The organism is Butyrivibrio sp. INlla21 (genome assembly GCF_900116875.1).
GTDB lineage: Bacteria > Bacillota > Clostridia > Lachnospirales > Lachnospiraceae > Butyrivibrio.
In genome coordinates this window covers 1-17,662 of record NZ_FPCC01000026.1, presented here as the reverse complement: position 1 = coordinate 17,662, position 17,662 = coordinate 1, and the positions used below count along the sequence as shown (strand labels likewise).

General features: G+C 43.6%; 26 protein-coding genes. All 26 read left to right on the top strand.

Features of this window, described 5'->3' with window-relative positions; all coding sequences use genetic code 11:
* The first annotated feature begins 2 nt into the window (after positions 1 to 2).
* The gene (locus tag BM377_RS12940; RefSeq protein WP_092249247.1) at positions 3 to 185 is read left to right on the top strand and encodes a lichenicidin A2 family type 2 lantibiotic; all 183 of its coding nucleotides are present in this window, start codon (positions 3 to 5) and stop codon (positions 183 to 185) included.
* A 76-nt stretch (positions 186 to 261) separates the two neighbouring features.
* Positions 262 to 468: a mersacidin family lantibiotic gene (locus tag BM377_RS12935; protein ID WP_092249244.1), complete on the top strand. Its 207-nt coding sequence runs from the start codon at positions 262 to 264 to the stop codon at positions 466 to 468.
* A gap of 43 nt (positions 469 to 511) precedes the next feature.
* Entirely contained in the window at positions 512 to 706 is a 195-nt protein-coding gene (locus BM377_RS12930; protein ID WP_092249241.1) for a lichenicidin A2 family type 2 lantibiotic, read from the top strand.
* A 27-nt stretch (positions 707 to 733) separates the two neighbouring features.
* Entirely contained in the window at positions 734 to 904 is a 171-nt protein-coding gene (locus tag BM377_RS12925) for a lichenicidin A2 family type 2 lantibiotic (RefSeq protein ID WP_092249238.1), read from the top strand.
* A gap of 75 nt (positions 905 to 979) precedes the next feature.
* Positions 980 to 1,303 (top strand): hypothetical protein, encoded by a 324-nt coding sequence (locus BM377_RS12920; protein ID WP_092249235.1) that lies wholly within the window; start codon positions 980 to 982, stop codon positions 1,301 to 1,303.
* Positions 1,304 to 1,351: 48 nt separating this feature from the next.
* Positions 1,352 to 1,528 (top strand): lichenicidin A2 family type 2 lantibiotic, encoded by a 177-nt coding sequence (locus BM377_RS12915; protein WP_092249232.1) that lies wholly within the window; start codon positions 1,352 to 1,354, stop codon positions 1,526 to 1,528.
* Between the two features lie 18 nt (positions 1,529 to 1,546).
* Positions 1,547 to 1,732, top strand: a complete 186-nt coding sequence (locus BM377_RS12910) for a mersacidin family lantibiotic (protein WP_092249229.1) — start codon at positions 1,547 to 1,549, stop codon at positions 1,730 to 1,732.
* Between the two features lie 24 nt (positions 1,733 to 1,756).
* Positions 1,757 to 1,939: a lichenicidin A2 family type 2 lantibiotic gene (locus BM377_RS12905; RefSeq protein WP_092249226.1), complete on the top strand. Its 183-nt coding sequence runs from the start codon at positions 1,757 to 1,759 to the stop codon at positions 1,937 to 1,939.
* A gap of 26 nt (positions 1,940 to 1,965) precedes the next feature.
* Entirely contained in the window at positions 1,966 to 2,142 is a 177-nt protein-coding gene (locus BM377_RS12900; protein ID WP_092249223.1) for a lichenicidin A2 family type 2 lantibiotic, read from the top strand.
* Positions 2,143 to 2,170: 28 nt separating this feature from the next.
* Positions 2,171 to 2,548 (top strand): DUF5975 family protein, encoded by a 378-nt coding sequence (locus tag BM377_RS12895; RefSeq protein WP_092249220.1) that lies wholly within the window; start codon positions 2,171 to 2,173, stop codon positions 2,546 to 2,548.
* A gap of 267 nt (positions 2,549 to 2,815) precedes the next feature.
* Complete coding sequence (locus BM377_RS12890) at positions 2,816 to 3,745, top strand: transporter substrate-binding domain-containing protein (RefSeq protein ID WP_092249217.1); 930 nt, start codon at positions 2,816 to 2,818, stop codon at positions 3,743 to 3,745.
* A gap of 80 nt (positions 3,746 to 3,825) precedes the next feature.
* A complete protein-coding gene (locus BM377_RS12885) occupies positions 3,826 to 4,485 on the top strand; it encodes an amino acid ABC transporter permease (protein ID WP_092249214.1) in 660 nt (219 codons plus the stop codon).
* Positions 4,486 to 4,489: 4 nt separating this feature from the next.
* Positions 4,490 to 5,158, top strand: coding sequence for an amino acid ABC transporter permease (locus tag BM377_RS12880; RefSeq protein WP_092249211.1), 669 nt, complete (start codon positions 4,490 to 4,492; stop codon positions 5,156 to 5,158).
* A gap of 1 nt (position 5,159) precedes the next feature.
* Positions 5,160 to 5,894 (top strand): amino acid ABC transporter ATP-binding protein, encoded by a 735-nt coding sequence (locus BM377_RS12875; RefSeq protein WP_092249208.1) that lies wholly within the window; start codon positions 5,160 to 5,162, stop codon positions 5,892 to 5,894.
* A gap of 121 nt (positions 5,895 to 6,015) precedes the next feature.
* Entirely contained in the window at positions 6,016 to 6,303 is a 288-nt protein-coding gene (locus BM377_RS12870) for a hypothetical protein (RefSeq protein ID WP_177223884.1), read from the top strand.
* An 82-nt stretch (positions 6,304 to 6,385) separates the two neighbouring features.
* On the top strand, positions 6,386 to 7,528 hold the full coding sequence (locus tag BM377_RS12865; RefSeq protein WP_092249205.1) for a PP-loop family protein: 1,143 nt from the start codon (positions 6,386 to 6,388) through the stop codon (positions 7,526 to 7,528).
* 56 nt (positions 7,529 to 7,584) lie between these two features.
* Positions 7,585 to 7,989 (top strand): acyl-CoA thioesterase, encoded by a 405-nt coding sequence (locus tag BM377_RS12860; protein WP_092249202.1) that lies wholly within the window; start codon positions 7,585 to 7,587, stop codon positions 7,987 to 7,989.
* Positions 7,990 to 8,042: 53 nt separating this feature from the next.
* The gene (locus BM377_RS12855) at positions 8,043 to 8,798 is read left to right on the top strand and encodes an SDR family NAD(P)-dependent oxidoreductase (protein ID WP_092249198.1); all 756 of its coding nucleotides are present in this window, start codon (positions 8,043 to 8,045) and stop codon (positions 8,796 to 8,798) included.
* 71 nt (positions 8,799 to 8,869) lie between these two features.
* The gene (locus BM377_RS12850) at positions 8,870 to 9,088 is read left to right on the top strand and encodes a hypothetical protein (protein WP_092249194.1); all 219 of its coding nucleotides are present in this window, start codon (positions 8,870 to 8,872) and stop codon (positions 9,086 to 9,088) included.
* Positions 9,089 to 9,100: 12 nt separating this feature from the next.
* The gene (locus tag BM377_RS12845) at positions 9,101 to 10,069 is read left to right on the top strand and encodes a Gfo/Idh/MocA family protein (protein WP_092249191.1); all 969 of its coding nucleotides are present in this window, start codon (positions 9,101 to 9,103) and stop codon (positions 10,067 to 10,069) included.
* A gap of 26 nt (positions 10,070 to 10,095) precedes the next feature.
* Positions 10,096 to 11,085, top strand: a complete 990-nt coding sequence (locus BM377_RS12840) for a DUF4003 family protein (protein ID WP_092249188.1) — start codon at positions 10,096 to 10,098, stop codon at positions 11,083 to 11,085.
* 79 nt (positions 11,086 to 11,164) lie between these two features.
* Entirely contained in the window at positions 11,165 to 12,997 is a 1,833-nt protein-coding gene (locus tag BM377_RS12835; protein ID WP_092249184.1) for an ABC transporter ATP-binding protein, read from the top strand.
* Positions 12,994 to 14,829, top strand: coding sequence for an ABC transporter ATP-binding protein (locus tag BM377_RS12830; RefSeq protein ID WP_092249181.1), 1,836 nt, complete (start codon positions 12,994 to 12,996; stop codon positions 14,827 to 14,829). The genes BM377_RS12835 and BM377_RS12830 overlap by 4 nt, the downstream gene beginning before the upstream one ends.
* A 74-nt stretch (positions 14,830 to 14,903) precedes the next feature.
* Positions 14,904 to 15,857 (top strand): SGNH/GDSL hydrolase family protein, encoded by a 954-nt coding sequence (locus BM377_RS12825; protein WP_092249178.1) that lies wholly within the window; start codon positions 14,904 to 14,906, stop codon positions 15,855 to 15,857.
* A 72-nt stretch (positions 15,858 to 15,929) separates the two neighbouring features.
* Positions 15,930 to 16,859: a cysteine synthase A gene (gene cysK / locus BM377_RS12820; RefSeq protein ID WP_092249175.1), complete on the top strand. Its 930-nt coding sequence runs from the start codon at positions 15,930 to 15,932 to the stop codon at positions 16,857 to 16,859.
* A 71-nt stretch (positions 16,860 to 16,930) separates the two neighbouring features.
* The coding region (locus BM377_RS12815; protein WP_092249172.1) for a GDP-mannose 4,6-dehydratase at positions 16,931 to 17,662 on the top strand (732 nt) is incomplete at its 3' end.

The window sequence follows — 17,662 nt, the reverse complement described above, 5'->3', positions numbered from 1 at the left end:
ATATGAGATTAAAAAAATTTGTAGGAGAGGCGTTTGAGGAATTAACGGTTGATGAAATGAAAATGGTTCAGGGATCCGGAGATGTTGAAGCGGATTTCAATTATATGGCGGTCTTAAGCCAGGCCAATGCAGCCATGGCAATTACGGCATCACCTGTTTTGATAACACTTGATGGTAGGTGTTGAGCAAAACGGTTGCAAATAAAAACAGTTAGCTAACGGAAAACACAAACTAAAAACAGAAGAAAAGGAGAAAACGAACATGGCACAGGAAAAGATTAATGAAGTAGTAGGAGAATCATTTGAGGATCTTAAGGAAGATGAGATGCTGCAGACACAGGGTGCCGGCGATGTAGACGCTGAGACAACACCTGCGATCACAGTATCAGCTGCAGTTGTTATAGGTGGAAGCTTAGGATTTGAAGCAACGGTTAAAGTTACAAAGACATGTAACGGAAACTGCGGTTAAAACAGTAAACAACAATAAATAATTGAAAAAGGAGAATAATACTATGTCAGAAGAGAAGAAGATCGAAGAAGTAGTAGGTGGTTCATTTGAGGAGATGCCTCTTGAGGATATGGAGAACACACAGGGCGCCGGCGATGTAGATGCTGAGACAACACCCGCATTACCTGTATCTGCATGGGGAGTTTCTGTAATCGCATCAGCGGTTTCCGGAGCAATAGTTTCTTCCAAGAAATGCTAATCCATATGGATAAAAGGAGATAACAAAATGGGAAAGAAAGATTTAGATAAGATTGTGGGCGCAGCTTTCGAAGAACTTGATGTAGATGATATGCAGCAGGTTCAGGGAGCCGGTGATGTAGAAGCTGAGACTACAGTACCGCTATCTGTTGTGATTGCTACTGCAGCAAGCGCGATTTATTCTTCCAAGAAATGCTAAAAATTGAATAAAAGAAATAGCTTTGGGAGTGACAAAAGTTCACTCCCAGGCATCTTTTAAAAAGGAGGATTAAAAATGCAAGATCAAAAAGTACTTTTAGTTTTAGTTATTATTTCAGCTATAGCACTTGTGGGTGTGGTTTTATGGAGAGCAATTTATACAACTAAACATAAAGGAGATGAAAAAGCTCTGAATGCAATCACGAAGGCGCAGGCAGCTTCGACATGGACTTTATGGTTGTGGCTTATTATCGGAGAAGGATTGTCAACATTTCTTTTTAAAGACGGTTCAGGATTCTCGTTGAATAGAATAGGTACTTGTATATTTATTTTGCTCGGTATTCAATGTTTAGTCGAGCTCTTTGCAGGCTATTATTATACAAAGATTGCAAAGGCATGATAGGCGAAAACTATAGTGTAGAGAATAGTAGAGAAGGAGATAAATAATATGGGAAAGAAAGATTTAGAGAAAATTGTTGGCGCAGCATATGAGGATCTTAACACAGAGGATATGCAGAATACTCAGGGTGCCGGAGACACAGAGGCTGAGACAGTATCTTTGGCTATTACCGGAGCAATTGCTTCTGTAATTAGTGGAGCTATTTCACTTAAGAAGTGTGTTTGATGAAAAGGAGACCGAATTATGGGAGAGAAAGAAATTAATAAGGTTGTCGGTAACTCTTTTGAAGAGCTGGGCGCAGAGGATATGCAGCAGACACAGGGTGCGGGAGATGTAAACCCGGAGGTTGTATCAAACTGCTTTACACTGACACCTTCAGTGATAGTAGCAAACCCTTCATTAGTGAGCGTTAGTCTTCTAAACAAATAATAAGTGAATAGTAGGAGAAAAAAGATGGGAAAAAAGAAATTAGATCAGATTGTAGGCACATCTTTTGAAGATCTTAATACAGAAGATATGCAGAACACTCAGGGTGCCGGGGATGTAGATGCGGAGACTACTCCTGTAATTATGCCTATCTGCTCACCTTCAGCAGTTGTAAATCCAACATTAGCGTTGAGTTTAATCTCTAAATGACAAACTGATTGAAAAGGAGAAGATCAATGAGTAAGAAGAAATTAGATCAGGTAGTAGGTGCATCTTTTGAAGATCTTAATACAGAAGATATGCAGAATACTCAGGGCGGCGGCGATGTAAACGCGGAGACTATTGTTACGATCAGCAACTTGACGTTGGTTGGTCCTATAGTAAGCATACCGGTTGTCTCATGCGCTAAGTAATAATTATTAAAGAAATTGAGGAAATATTATGATTAAAGCTGAACTGTATACAGAGTTCAGAGAAGATCGCACAGATAAGGTTACTGTAGAAAAAGCTGAACTCAGGAGAAAGCTAAAGAAGATAAAAAACGGCGCGATCTTGGAGCGCGAGAATGAGAAGTATCAGCTTTATTATTCGCCGGAGGCTTTCAAAAAAGATGAGGCAGAGCATGTTGCGCCTTATCATCTGGTGATCGATCCGGCAGCAAGAATCCGCTTTGAAGGTAGTTTGGACGAGTACGATAAGCTACTTGAAGAAATCGATTTAAAATGTATGGACCATGATGATGCCAAGGTATACAGCAAGTTAAAAGAAGGAAATGCTGACAGCGACTTCTTCATCATGGATGTATATTATCAGATGTAGAGTTTTGAGAAGCAATTAAGAAAGAAAATCAGGTTTAGACATTATTATAATAAAGCAAAGAAGGGGTGACTTTAGTTACTAAGGTCGCTTCTTTTTTGTTTGTAGTTTGCAATAACCTACATCTATCAAGAGCAATAAAGATTAGCTATCATAAAACCTATTGACTTAGTAGGTGAATCGAAGTAATATTTGTTCATCGATTACGAAACGGACCCGTTAAAAAATCTGACAGTTGGAAAATGAATATAGATGAGGAGAACAAATATTATGAAAAAGAATCTTTTGACCAGATTATTTGCAACAACACTTACACTTGTACTTGGAGCCGCAGCACTTACAGGATGCGGACAGGCAGCAGCACAGGGCGGAGAGCAGGCAGCAGAAGCACAGAGTGAAAATGCTCAGGCAGATGCTACTGACGCACAGACTGATGCAGGAAGCAAGGTTTACAGAACGCTTGATGAGATCAAGGAGAGTGGCGAGATCAACATCGGAGTATTCTCAGATAAGAACCCCTTCGGATATGTTGATGAGAACGGTGAGTATCAGGGATACGATGTATACTTTGCCAACAAGATCGGTGAGGACCTCGGAGTAAAGATCAACTTCGTTTCAACTGAGGCTGCAAGCAGAGTTGAGTATCTTGAAACAGGTAAGGTTGATATCGTTCTTGCAAACTTTACAGTTACGGAAGAGAGAGCAGAGAAGGTTGACTTCGCACTTCCATACATGAACGTGGCACTCGGCGTTGTGTCACATGAGGACAACGTGATCAAAGACCTTAGCGAGATCAAGGCTGACGACCAGGTGATCGTTATCTCAGGAACAACAGCTGAGACTTATCTTGAAAAGAACTATCCCAATATCAAGCTTCAGAAGTTTGACACATATGCTACAGCAAAGACATCTTTCGAGAACGGAACAGGCGTAGCTTGGGCAAATGACAACACAGAGGTTATCGCATACGCTATCGAGAATCCCGGATATGAGGTAGGTATTCCTTCACTCGGAAGCCAGGATACAATTGCTCCCGCAGTATCCAAGGGCAACAGTACACTTCTTGATTGGATCAACGGTGAGATTGAAAGCCTTGGTGAGGAGAAGTTCTTCCACGCAGATTACGAAGCAACTCTTATCGATACTTACGGAAAAGACTACGAGGAAACTCTTGTAGTTGAAGGCGGAAAGACAGAGTAACATATCATCCTATCATATATAGAGAGCGAGGGAGAGTCTGCGGACTCTCCCAAACTCGGTTTAAGGAAAAAGGAAACATCATGAACCCGGAAGTTATATCATCATACATCCCACTATATATAGAAGCGTTTTGGCTGACTGTTAAGATTGGCTGGCTTGGCATAGCGCTCGCACTTGCGATAGGTCTTTTTGTCGCTTTTGTAGTGCACTTTAAGGTGCCTCTTCTTGCGCCGTTATCACGCGTATATGTTGAGCTTTTCAGAAATACACCGCTTCTTGTACAGCTCTTTTTTATCTACTTCGGTCTTCCGAAGATAGGCCTTTCGATATCGGCGGAGACATGCGGATTTGTGGGACTTGGACTTCTGGGCGGAAGTTATATGGCAGAGGTTTTTAGGAGCGGACTTGAGAGCATTCCGAAATCTCAGACAGAGAGTGCGCTTGCACTTGGTCTGTCAAAGAGACAGCTCTTTTTCTCGGTTATATTGCCGCAGGCGCTTTCACAGAGTGTTCCGGGAATAATGGCTAACATCATTTTTTTGTTAAAAGAGACAAGTGTCTTTTCCGCGATAAGTCTTATGGATCTGATGTTTACTGCGAAAGATCTGATCGGACTTTACTATGATACGACAGAGGCGCTGTTCCTTCTCGTTATCTTTTACATAATTATGCTGCTTCCGGTTTCGATCATTGGAAGCATTGTCGAGAAAAAAGCAAGATTTAGGACGTTGGGAGTGTGAGCGTATGGGATTTGAAGTTTTATTAAAGGGAACCAATATGGCGCGCCTCCTGGGAGGCCTTGCGGTGTCGCTGCGTATAAGTCTTATTTCCGTAGCGATCAGCATTGTACTCGGAATCGTGCTTGGAATATTGATGGCGCTTAAGAACCCTGTGATCACGGCGGTTTCGAGGGTGTATCTTGAGATCGTAAGGATCATGCCGCAGATGGTGCTTCTTTTTATAGTGTACTTTGGAACTACGAAGGCGCTTGGGATCAACTTATCTGCCGAAACAGCGGCTGTAATTGTCTTTTCATTCTGGGGAACTGCGGAGATGGCGGACCTTGTACGAGGCTCGCTTATAAGCATCCCTGTTATCCAGTACGAGAGCAGCATGTCGCTTGGACTTAGCAAATTTCAGACGTACAGGTATGTTATCGTACCTCAGATAGTAAGGCGCATGATTCCGCTGTCAATCAATCTGATAACGCGTATGATCAAGACGACAAGCCTTGTGATGATGATCGGAATCGTTGAGGTTTTGAAGGTTGGACAGCAGATAATCGAGGCGAACAGGAAAGCATCGCCGAATGCAGCATTTGGCGTGTTCCTTATTATCTTTTTACTGTACTTTGCGGCGTGCTGGCCGATCAGTATGTTTGCCGGATATTTAGAGAAGAAATGGGAGAACTGAGATGGAAGAGATACTCAAGGTTGAAAATATAAGCAAAAGATATGACGATGTGGCGGTTTTCGAGAACCTTAACCTCTCGGTTAAAAAGGGCGAAGTTGTCGTTATTGTCGGTCCTTCGGGCTGCGGAAAAAGTACGTTTTTAAGGTGCCTCAACGCTCTTGAAGATATTCAGGACGGGCAGATAACACTCGACGGACAGGTTGTTGACGCATCTTCCAAGAACATCGGAAAGATCAGGGAAAAAGCGGGCATGGTGTTCCAAAGCTACGATCTTTTTCCGCATCTTACAGTGCTTCAGAATCTTATGCTTGCGCCTTTAAAGGTAAAAAAGAGTGATAAGAAGGAAGTTGAAAAAGAGGCGTTGGAGCTCCTTGATAAGGTAGGTCTTTTGCCTAAAAAAGACAGTTTCCCGAGGCAGTTATCCGGCGGACAGAAACAGCGTGTCGCTATCGTGCGCGCACTTATAATGCACCCCGAGATACTTCTTCTTGATGAGATCACGGCGGCACTTGATCCGGAGATGGTTCGTGAGGTTTTGGATGTTGTGCTGTCTCTTGCAAAAGAGGGTAGGACGATGATCATTGTAACTCACGAGATGCAGTTTGCAAGGGCGGTTGCGGACAGGATGATCTTTATCGACGGCGGAAGGATTATTGAAGAGGGTGCCCCCGACGAGTTTTTTGACAATCCTAAGACTGACAGACTTAAGCAGTTTTTGCAGACGTTTTCATATTGACGGATCTGCTGTGATATAATTGTAAAAAGGGCAACGGGGCTCGGTCATTTTTGAAATGGTCGAGCTTTTTTTGTTATAATTCTATTAGTTTCAAACCTGAGAAAGAAAGGTGGGAGATATCATGAATACGGCAGATAAACTTGAAGTTTTATTAAATAAGGCAAAAGGGGATGCGGCTCTTAAGCAGAGTCTTTTGAATACAAGAGGCGAAGCTGATCCGCTTGCGGCTTTCTGCAAGGTTGCGGGCAGTGCCGGCGTTGAGCTCTCTGTTATGGATATCGTCAACCAGGGCGAGGAGTTCTATGCGGAGATCAAGCGCAGCACCAACGGTGGCGGTGAGAATTCACCTGATCTCGATTTCCAGAATGATGAATATTCTATATTTATGATGAGACTGTCCGACCTATAAAAATCAGCTGGCAGTGCCACTGAAAATAGTATATTATGGCGTATGACAATAAGTCATATAAAATAGATGGGATTATTGGGTAATGAAAGAAATATCGATAAAAAAGCTCCGTAAACTTCCGGAGGATTCGTATAAGTTAATAGATGTGCGCGACGAGGCACTTGCTGCGTACGGCATGCTTCCGGGCGCGATCCGCATTGATATGGATAAGCTTGAGAAGAAAGAAAATGCGGCGATCAAGAAGATTCCGCAGGACAAAAAGCTTATTCTATACTGTCAGATTGGACAGAAAACCAAGGAGGCAGAGGAACTCCCTGCGCTTGAGGGACGCGAATACTATGGCCTTGAGGGCGGATATATGGCTTATCTTCAGGATGAGCTTGAGCATTTTGAAAAGGGTGAGAAGCAGCAAAAGGCTGAGGAGAGCATTAGAAAGAAGTATCATAAGCAGCTCTTTTCAAGATTTGCCAAGGCGTGCAAGATTTATAAGCTCATAAATCCGGGAGACAAAATTGCAGTTTGTATTTCGGGCGGAAAAGATTCCATGCTGATGGCTAAGCTTTTTCAGGAGATACAAAAGCACAGACAGATTCCGTTTGAAGTAACTTTCCTTGTAATGGACCCGGGATACAACAAAGAAAACAGGGCGCTTATCGAGAGTAATGCCAAGGCGCTCGGCATACCAATCACAATTTTTGAGAGTGATATCTTTGATTCGGTAGATAATATAGAAAAGAGTCCGTGCTATATCTGCGCCAGAATGCGCAGAGGATTTTTGTACAGTAAGGCCAAAGAGCTCGGTTGCAACAAGATCGCGCTCGGTCACCATTACGATGATGTTATCGAGACTATTCTCATGGGAATGCTCCAGGGCGGTCAGATTCAGACTATGATGCCAAAGCTTCACAGCACCAACTTTGAGGGTATGGAGCTTATAAGACCCATGTATTTCATACGAGAGAGCGATATCTGCGCTTGGAGAGACTACAATGAGCTTCATTTCCTGCAGTGCGCGTGCCACTTCACGGAGACTTGCACGACTTGTCATACGGACGGAACAACATCGTCCAAGAGGCTTGAGACCAAGAAGCTTATAGAAAAGCTCAAAAAAGATAACCCGTTCGTCGAGTCCAATATCTTCAGAAGCGTAGAGAATGTGCAGCTCAACACCATTATCGAGTATAAAAAGGATGGTGTGAGACACAATTTCTTGGATGAATATTGATGATGAAATTTGATGGAACGGGACATTCGTTCAAATAATAAGGAAAGAGGACTGACATGGACTACATACATACCGTGCAATATTACGAAACAGACAGGATGGGGATCACGCATCACTCCAATTACATCAGATGGATGGAGGAAGCGAGAGTTGATTTCTTATCTCAGATCGGCTGGGATTATGCAAGGCTCGAAGAGATGGGAATAATATCGCCTGTTATCAATGTAAACTGCGATTACAAGAAGACTACGACGTTTGCAGATAAAGTTAGCATAAAGGTTTCGGTAAAAGAATTTAAGGGTGTGAAGCTTTTTCTTTCGTATGAGATGAAAAACGAAGACGGCGCCGTTGTTTGCACTGCGACTTCTTCACACGCTTTTTTAACTAAAGAAGGAAAACCCATCAGGGTGCAGAAAGAGTATCCGGAGTTTTACAAGACGCTGAGCGAGCTCGCAGGCTGAAGATGGCTCGGGGTTGATGCGTTAATCTATATAAATGGGATTGGGAGTATTTTATGAAGACAGCTTTTATCACGGGTGCGACCTCAGGGCTTGGCGCCGAGTTTGCAAAAAGATATGCGCAGCAGGGCTATAAGCTCATTCTGACGGGCAGAAGGACGCAGCGCCTCGTTGCCTTGAAGGAGGAGCTTTCAGTAGAGTGCAGGATAATAACTGCGGATGTTTCGGACGAGGAGCAGTGTAAGAAGCTCCTTACGGATGTATCCGATGAGAAGATCGACGTATTTATCAACAATGCGGGCTTTGGAACGGCGGGGAATTTTCTTGAGACCGATCTTGAAAAAGAGATCTCGATAATCAAGGTCAATGACGTTGCGATGCACATTCTTTTTAAGGGGATTCTTAAGAAGATGAATAAGCAGGGCTTCGGAACGATCCTCAATGTCGCATCAAGCGCGGGACTTCTTCCGGGAGGCCCTTATATGGCGACCTACTATGCCTCAAAAGCGTATGTTGTTTCGATAACCAGAGCTGTGGCGAGAGAGTTAAAAGAGCTTGGAAGCAAGGTGCACGTTTGCTGCCTTTGCCCGGGACCTGTGGATACGGAGTTTAACGAAAACGCAGATGTGACTTTTGCGCTAAACGGAATAAGCGCCCGTCGCTGCGTTGATGAGTGCCTTAAGGGCATGGATAAAAAGAAAACCGTTATTATCCCGACGCATAGGATGAAAGCAGCGATCTTTTTTGGCAAGCTTGTTCCGAATGCGCTCATGGTAGCGATGACGGGTGGGCAGCAGAAAAAGAAGCTGTGATATAACGACAGCTCTTTTGTAGTATAATAAAAATGACGCAGAAAACACTTATAACCGGAGGAGGTTACACTATGGGAAACATCACAGAAATCATCAAACAGATCAGCGGAAATAAGGAACTCATGGCACAGATTGCCAAGGTTGACCCTGCTCAGGCAAAAGAAATCTTGAAGAAAGCCAATATCGATATAAGCGAAGATGACATCAAGAAGGTTCAGGCAGCGGTATCTGACGGAAAGCTTGATCTTGGCGATATCAAGAATCTTGCGGGCGGTCTTTTCAAAAAATAAAGGTGGTTCTATATGGTTAAATGGGGTGTACTTGGAACGGCGAACATTGCAAGGGGTTGCACGATTCCCGGAATGAGACTTTCTGAAAACTGCGAGCTCTACGCGATAGCGGGAAGAAGCATTAAGAAGGCGGAGAGTTTCAGAAAAGAGTTCGATTTTAAGAAGGCGTACGGAAGCTATGAGGAGCTTTTGGCGGACAGCGATGTCCAAGCCGTATACATTCCTCTTCCGAACGATCTTCATTACAAATGGGTAAAAGAAGCTCTGAACGCGGGTAAGCATGTGCTTTGCGAAAAGCCTCTTACGCTTAATGAAAAAGATGCGAAAGAGCTTTTTGAGATTGCCAAGAAAAACGGCGTAATTTTGATGGAAGCTTATGCGTACCTTCACAGCCCTTATATTGAGAGCCTTAAAGAGGTTGTAAAGAGCGGAATGATCGGCGATATCGATTATATTGAGACAGCTTTTTTGACCCAGGGATATTCCGATGATATCCGTATACGAAGAGAAAACGGCGGCGGAGCAATGTACGATCTTGGTTGCTACTGCACGACGATGATCCTTACGCTTATTGATTCGGAACCTGAAGATATCAAGGCTCAGGCGGAATTTAATGAGGATAACGTAGATATCCATGCGTCTTGCATGATACGTTTCAAGAATAAAGCAAGAGCGGCGTTCAATGTCGGAATGGTTCTTGGAATTGATAAGAATGCAAGATTTGACAATCTCTACGTTCACGGAAGAAAAGGCTATATTCGCTCCAAGGTTGAGTACAACAAGCAGGGCGAGGCGGCCTACAAGATCTACACGGATGAAGGGGTGTCGATCAAACGCCTCGATATCCCGCAGAATTATTCTCTTGAGATCGAGCAGATGAACAGATGCATCGAAAACGGTGAGAAACCTCATGTATCATCCAAGTTTTCCGTTAAGAACGCAAAGCTTATGGATATGATCTTAAAAGAGATCGGATATTAAAATATTAACAACAAGGGAGAGACACAATGAAAAATGATGTAATGAAAAAATGTGATCTGTTAGGGGAGAATGTAATCTCTTATCACAAGGGATTTTGGTGGGAGCATCCGCTTTTTAAGACGATTGCGGCACTTTCATATACAGAGAGCGGAAAGAGCGTTGATGTTCAGCTTGTAAAAGAGTGCAGAAAGAAACTTAAAAAGAGACAGAGCATTTTGTCATATTTTCGCGGAAACAATGAGCTGATCGCCGCTACGGGTATGGCTCTTTCAGATAATCCGGACCAGTATCTTGAGGATATAATCGCTGTTTACGGTAAGCTTCAGTCAGGTAAGTTCTTCGGATCAAGCTACAGAGCACTTTCTGCAATGGTGATCGCTGATGCAAAGAGAGTTGCCGATGCCGATGCGATAATCGAAAAGACCAATGTGCTCATGAAGGGAATGAAGAGTAAGCATCCTTTCTTAACGACCGATCAGGACACATGTCTTGCGGTAATCATGGCAATGGCTGATAAGAGCGCAGAGGCTATTCTCGAGGAGCTCGAAAACACCTATGCTTCTATCAAGGGTAAATTCTTATTTCATGAGAATGCCGTGTATTCACTTGCACAGGTGCTTACTGCTTTTGAAGGTGACGCTGTCAAAAAGAGCGAGAATACATTGGAGATTTTCAATGCATTCAAGGCAGCAGGATCTAAATACGGCATGGAATACGAACTTGCTTCGCTTGGTCTTTTGACTAATATCTCAATGAATAATGAGGATATCGTATCCGAAGCTGTGGAGGCTTCCGAGTATCTTAAGAAGAAAAAGGGCTTCCGTTTCTGGGACATGACAAAGCAGACAAGACTTATGGTTGCATCTACTTTGGTTTATGAAAGCTACGCCGGCGCTGACGCAGCCGTAAACGCAGCGGTTGTCGGAGGCACTCTCGCCAAAGTCATCGCAGAAGAAATCATGCTTATGGTCATCGTGGCATCAAGCGCAGCAGCAAGCAGCTCTTCGTCTCACTGATCTTTTGAGGGTTTTTTTAACATTGTTAGTATTTATGTGGCGCGTCGGGGGGCGCGCCATTTTGGGAGTATGAGGAGTTATGGCTAAAAAGGAGAAGGATAAGCTTTCCTTTAAGGCTACCGTTGGGAATGCATGGTATGCCATGACGCTCACACATATGATATGTCCGAGTTTGATATTTCATGCTTTCTTTTTGTGGCTTATGAACTTTGGCGAGTGGGTGTTTTTTGACGGTGTGTTTATGAGGGTTATAGTTGAAGCTCTCGATAAAGGAAGGGGATTTGAACCGGTCTTTCGGTTCATTCTTATAAGCAGTGCCATTTTCGGCACATGTTCTATTTATTCCAATTATATTGAAAATGTAGTGTTTCCGCTAAGGGGCAACAGGCTTTATGGCGGACTTTATAAAATGCTCTACGAAAAAGCAAGAAACGTAGAGCTTAAGTGTTATGAAGATTCTGATTTCTACAACAGGTATACCATGGCGATGGATGGTGCCGAGGAAAAGGTGATGGCTATCGTAAAGGGTATTCTTGGCGCGGGATTGGGCGTTATTGCGGCTCTTGTAGATTTTTACCTGATGTATGACATTGATCATTATGCCATTTTATTTATCCTTTCGCCGTTCGTGGGTAATTTTGTGTTCGGTAATATTATGAATAAGCTGAACTTCAGGAAATATCAGGATCAGGCGCCTAATGAAAAGGTGCTCAATTATGTCAGCAGGATGATGTATCTTCCCGACGGTGCAAAAGAGATCAGGCTGTCGGAAGTCTTTTCTCTGATGAAAAAGCAATATCGCGAGGCGACAAATAAAAACGTCCTTATTGCCATAAAATATGCATTTAAGTGTGCGAGTATGAATTTCCTTAGGATCACATTTACATTTACTGTGATCTTTGAAGGCGTGCTTATCTATGCGATTTACAGGAATCGCGTTACGGGAACGATATCGCTTGCAGAGCTTACGATCATGACGAGTCTCATGGTTGCTATGACGTGGGTTCTCATAAGATTGTTTGACAATATCATGGAGATACTTAAGAATGCCATGTTTATAAATAACATCAAAGGCTTTCTTGAGTATGAGGAGACTCTGCCCGAGGACTACGACGGAGATATGCCGGATTCTGAATTTAAGAGCCTTGAATTTAGGAATGTTTCTTTTGCTTATAAGGATAAAGAGATCATACACGATCTTTCTTTTGTTATAGAGAAAGGACAGACTGCGGCGCTCGTAGGACATAACGGCGCGGGTAAGACCACGATAATCAAGCTGATGCTTAGGCTCTATGATCCGACAAAAGGCGAGATCTTCTACAATGGCAGAGATATTCGCGAATATAATCTGAAGGCTTACAGGGATATTTTTGCGACGACTTTCCAGGATTATGAGCTTTTCGGAATGAGTGTAAAAGAGAATGTGCTCATGGGAAGGCACTATGAAAACGAGGACGAAAAGGTCATTGAGGCGCTTAAAAAGGCGGGCGTATATGACAGGATCTGCAGCCTTAAGAGTGGCATCGACAATGTGATGACCAGAGAATTTGATGATGAGGGAGCGGTGCTTTCCGGCGGAGAGAGCCAGAAGGTGGCGGTCGCAAGGACGTTTATAAAAGACGCGCCGATGAAGATCTTTGATGAGCCTTCAAGTGCGCTTGATCCGATCGCGGAATACGAGCTCTTTTCCAATATTATGAAAGAGGGCGAAGATCGCACCATGCTCTTTATCTCGCACAGGCTTTCGTCGGTAAAGAACTGCGATAAGGTATTTATGCTTGAGATGGGAATGCTCATCGAAGAGGGAACGCATAAAGAGCTTATGGCAGCAAACGGAAGCTATGCGCATATGTACAGGAAGCAGGCGATGAACTACCTCGCTATCGAGAACGAAGAGGAGGTGGTTGTATGAGCGCAAATACAGGTTTTACCGAGAAGACAAAGACTAATCAGAGCGTAAAACAGGTTCTTTCGAACAATGCTTTTCTATTAAAGCTCATGTTTAAGGCCTCTCCGGCGTTTATTATTTTTGCCGCACTCGACGCGATAAGGAATCAGGTCTCGATTTTTTTTGAGCATACGGTAGGAATAGGATACGTCCTTGAAGCAGCGGAATTTGGCTATCCTTTTGCAAAGGTTGCGAAGTTTATACTGATACTTGCAGGTTTAATAACACTTGGTATGGTGTTTGCCGTGTTCGCAGGCGACTTTATAGGGGAGAAGGAACGGCCAAAAGTTAAAGAGAAGATCAAGATGCTTCTCTATAAAAAGGCCGGTGTCATGGACCTTGAATGCTATGACAATCCTGAATTTTACAACGATCAGGTCATGGCGATATCGGAAGTTGATAAGCAGATTGACAGAGAGATGCAGTTTATCCGTGACTCGCTTGCCGGAGTTACCGTATTTATCACAACGACAATCTTTTTTCTTATGAAGGATAAGGTTTCCATACTGTTTGCGGTTGCTTCGTTTGTGCTTTCGTTTGTGTTTAATCAGCTTTATAACAAGCTTAGCTACCTTGCTAAGGTTGAGAGTATACCTTTTACCAGAAAAAGAGATTATGTTAAAAGAGTCTTTTATCTGGGCGATTATGCGAAGGAAATAAGGCTTAATCCCGAGGTTTCGGATATTTTGATCAAGAGGTTTGAAGAAGCCAATGATGAAGTGTACAGAGTTGAGAAGAAATACGCCTTAAGGAAATGGATACTTGGATTTATGAAGAAGTATCCATGCAACGATATGATAAGTGATCTGGTGTTTATGTCATATCTTGTATATCAGACCGCGGTTCTTCATACGATGTCGCTCAGTACCATGGCAATCCTTGCGCATTCGTTCGGAAGGCTTAAGAACGGTCTTAGGATATTCACCGAGGTTTATCCTTTTGCGACGGAGACGAGTCTCTATGTCGGAAGGATCAGGGCTTTTCTTGGCTATGAGCCTAAGATCGTGTCCGCGGAGAATCTTGTTCCTTCGGGTGAGGCAAAAGAGATTGAGCTTAAAGATGTTTCTTTTGCATATGGAGAGAATAAGGAGATGCTCCTTAAGAATCTTGACCTTCACATAAACCCCGGTGAAAAGATAGCGCTTGTAGGTTATAACGGCGCCGGAAAAACAACGCTGGTTAAGCTTCTTATGCGTTTATACGATGTGAAGAGCGGAGAGATTGATGCGGATGGAACTGATATCAGAAAATATGATGTCAAAAAATATCGCGATACGATAGGAACGGTATTCCAGGATTTTCAGATCTTTGCGGGAACGGTTAAGGAGAATGTTGTGCTTGATGTTGCGGACAACGCGGATGATATTGCGGTAAGAGCGGCGCTTGCGGACAGCGGACTTCTTGAAAGAATTGATCGATTCAATAAGAAGCTTGATACGAATCTTACAACGGAGTTTGTAAAGAGCGGAGTTAATCTCTCGGGCGGAGAAAGCCAGAAGCTTGCGATTGCGAGGGTGTTTTATAAGAACGCGGGACTTATGATCCTTGATGAGCCTTCAAGCGCGCTTGATCCTATCGCGGAGTATCAACTTAACCATGCGATGCTGAGCGCTACCAAGGATAAAACGGTTATCTTTATATCACACAGATTGTCAACTACGCGTCTTGCGGACAGGATAATCATGCTCGAGAACGGCCGGATCGTGGAGCAAGGAAGCCACGAAGAGCTTCTTGAACTCGGCGGTAAGTATGCGCAGATGTGGAAGGTTCAGGCCGGAGCGTATATTGCGGTGTAAGCATAGTAAAATAATTTAGAATAAAGTATAATAAATCTCATGTTGTTATTTCAGCTTTTATGTGAGGTATAGGTATGGTTTTATCAAATGAAGAATTAAAAGAGATTTATTTTGGGGCGTATGAATTTGAGGAGGTTGAAGACGGATATCTTCAGGCTTTTCAGTACAACAAGGATCAGATTGAGTATTTCAAGGGGGCTCTGGATTTTTGGTACGAAAGATGTACGGCGACAACAGCCAAGACTTTTGAGTTTACGACTGAGGCGAGCGAAGTTTCTTTTGATTACAAGATAATCTGGAAGGGCTCCGAGGACTCTTTTGAACTAATGATAGACGGACAGATTACGGATATTGTCTATGTAAAAGATATTGCGGAAGAAGGTAGGCTGACGTGGAAGCTTCCGAGTGGTAAAAAATCAGTTGTTATTTATCTTCCTGCGGACGAGACAGTGCTTGTAAGGAACTTTGAGACTGACGCAGAGGTAAAAAGAGCTGTGAAAAATGAGAAGGTTCTTTGGCTCGGAGATTCGATAACCCAGGGCTACGGACCGCTTCGTTCGGGATGTACTTATGTAAGTGTTGCGAACAGAATTCTAAATTATGATATTATCAATCAGGGAATCGGCGGATATATCTATGATAAGAACTGCCTGATGAAGATGGAGGGTTATAACCCCGATAAGATCATCGTTGCGCTCGGAACTAACCAGTACGGCGACACTGATGCAGTGCAGGCTGTTGAGGAGTACTATGAGAGACTTATAGGTATTTACGGTAATGAGATTCCGATCCTGTGCATCTCGCCTTTGTGGCGCGGTGACAGCGAAGAGGGAATTCCGGTTCTGATGGCATTCTGCGAGAAGGTAAAAGAGATCGCGGGTAGCTATAAGAATGTGACCGTGATTGACGGAATGGAGATGGTACCGCATCTTCCCGAATACTTCCTTGATCTTCTTCATCCGAATCCGCTTGGATGCGAGATCTACGGAAGAAATCTTGTGGAGAAGATCCGTAAGATTGGCTGGTAAGCTTAGTGGCAATGTGTTCCGATAATGCTCGGGACTTTTGGAATAAAAACAGTTTTAAGGAGATACTTGGCAATGATACACGACAACGTGCTCGCTGCTGTAGGGCATACACCAATGATTAGACTTAACAGGATCGCTGATCCGGACGGAGCGGAGATTCTTGTTAAATACGAAGGACTGAATGTGGGCGGTTCAATCAAGACCAGAACCGCTCTTAACATGATAAAGGCTGCCGAGAAGCAGGGACTTATAAATGAAAAGACTGTAATTGTTGAGCCGACAAGCGGCAATCAGGGAATAGGTCTTGCTCTTGTAGGAGCGGTAAGGGGCTATAAGACAGTGATCATTATGCCCGATTCCGTAAGTGAGGAGCGCAGAAAGATAGTTAAGCACTACGGCGCGGAAGTGATACTTGTTCATGATGACGGCGATATCGGAGCCTGCATCGAGGAGTGCCTTAACACGGCGCTACGAATGAGAGATGAAGATCCCAATGTTTTTGTTCCTCAGCAGTTTGAGAATCCGAATAACACAATGGCGCACAAGAACCACACTGCGCTTGAGATAATGGAACAGGTTGAAGGACCTATTCACGGTTTTTGCTCCGGAATCGGAACGGGCGGAACCATCACCGGTATCGGAGAGGTTCTTAAGGCGCAGTACCCCGACATCGAGATCTGGGCAGCAGAACCCGAGAATGCAGCTATACTTGCGGGCGGAAATATCGGAACGCATATTCAGATGGGTATCGGAGACGGAATTATTCCTGATATCCTCAACAGATCGATATATGACAACATTCACATCGTTTCTGATGACGAGGCGCTTACAATGGCTAAGAGACTTGCAAGAGAAGAGGGCATCATGTGCGGAATCTCAAGCGGAACCAATGTTGCCGCTGCGGTTAAGCTTGCCAAGAAGCTCGGCCCCGGAAAAACTGTAGTTACAGTGCTCCCCGATACTGCGGAGAGATATTTTTCTACCCCTCTGTTTGAAGAGTGATTATTATATGTTATAGTATAGTGTGTTAAAATTTAAGTAGAGACATACTATTAGCAGAATTAGGAGCAAATATGAGTAAAGTTGCACTTATAACAGGTATTACAGGTCAGGACGGATCATACCTTGCAGAGTTTCTTTTGGAAAAGGGTTATGATGTTCACGGTATTATAAGAAGATCATCGGTAGATTTCCGCGAGAGGATAGCACATCTTGAGGGGAAGCCTCATTTCCATCTTCATTACGGAGATCTCGGCGATTCAATGAGCATCATCGGTATCGTGTCCAAGGTTCGCCCCGATGAGATATACAATCTCGCAGCACAGTCACATGTTCAGGTATCATTCGATTCACCTGAGTTTACTGCTGACGTTGATGCTACAGGTGTACTAAGAGTTCTTGAAGCCGTTCGTCAGTGCGGTCTTACAGAGACTTGCCGTATCTATCAGGCTTCAACTTCGGAATTATACGGAAAAGTTGAGGAGGTTCCTCAGAACGAGAACACTCCTTTCCATCCATACAGCCCTTATGCGGTTGCCAAGCTCTATGGTTTCTGGATTGTAAAAGAGTACAGAGAAGCTTACAACATGTTCTGCTGCTCGGGAATTCTTTTCAACCACGAGTCAGAGCGCCGCGGCGAGACTTTCGTTACACGTAAGATCACGCTTGCAGCAGCACGTATCGCACAGGGCAAGCAGGATAAACTTTATCTTGGAAATCTCTCAAGTCTTCGTGACTGGGGTTATGCCAAGGATTATGTTGAGTGTATGTGGCTTATTCTTCAGAACGATAAGCCTGAGGATTTT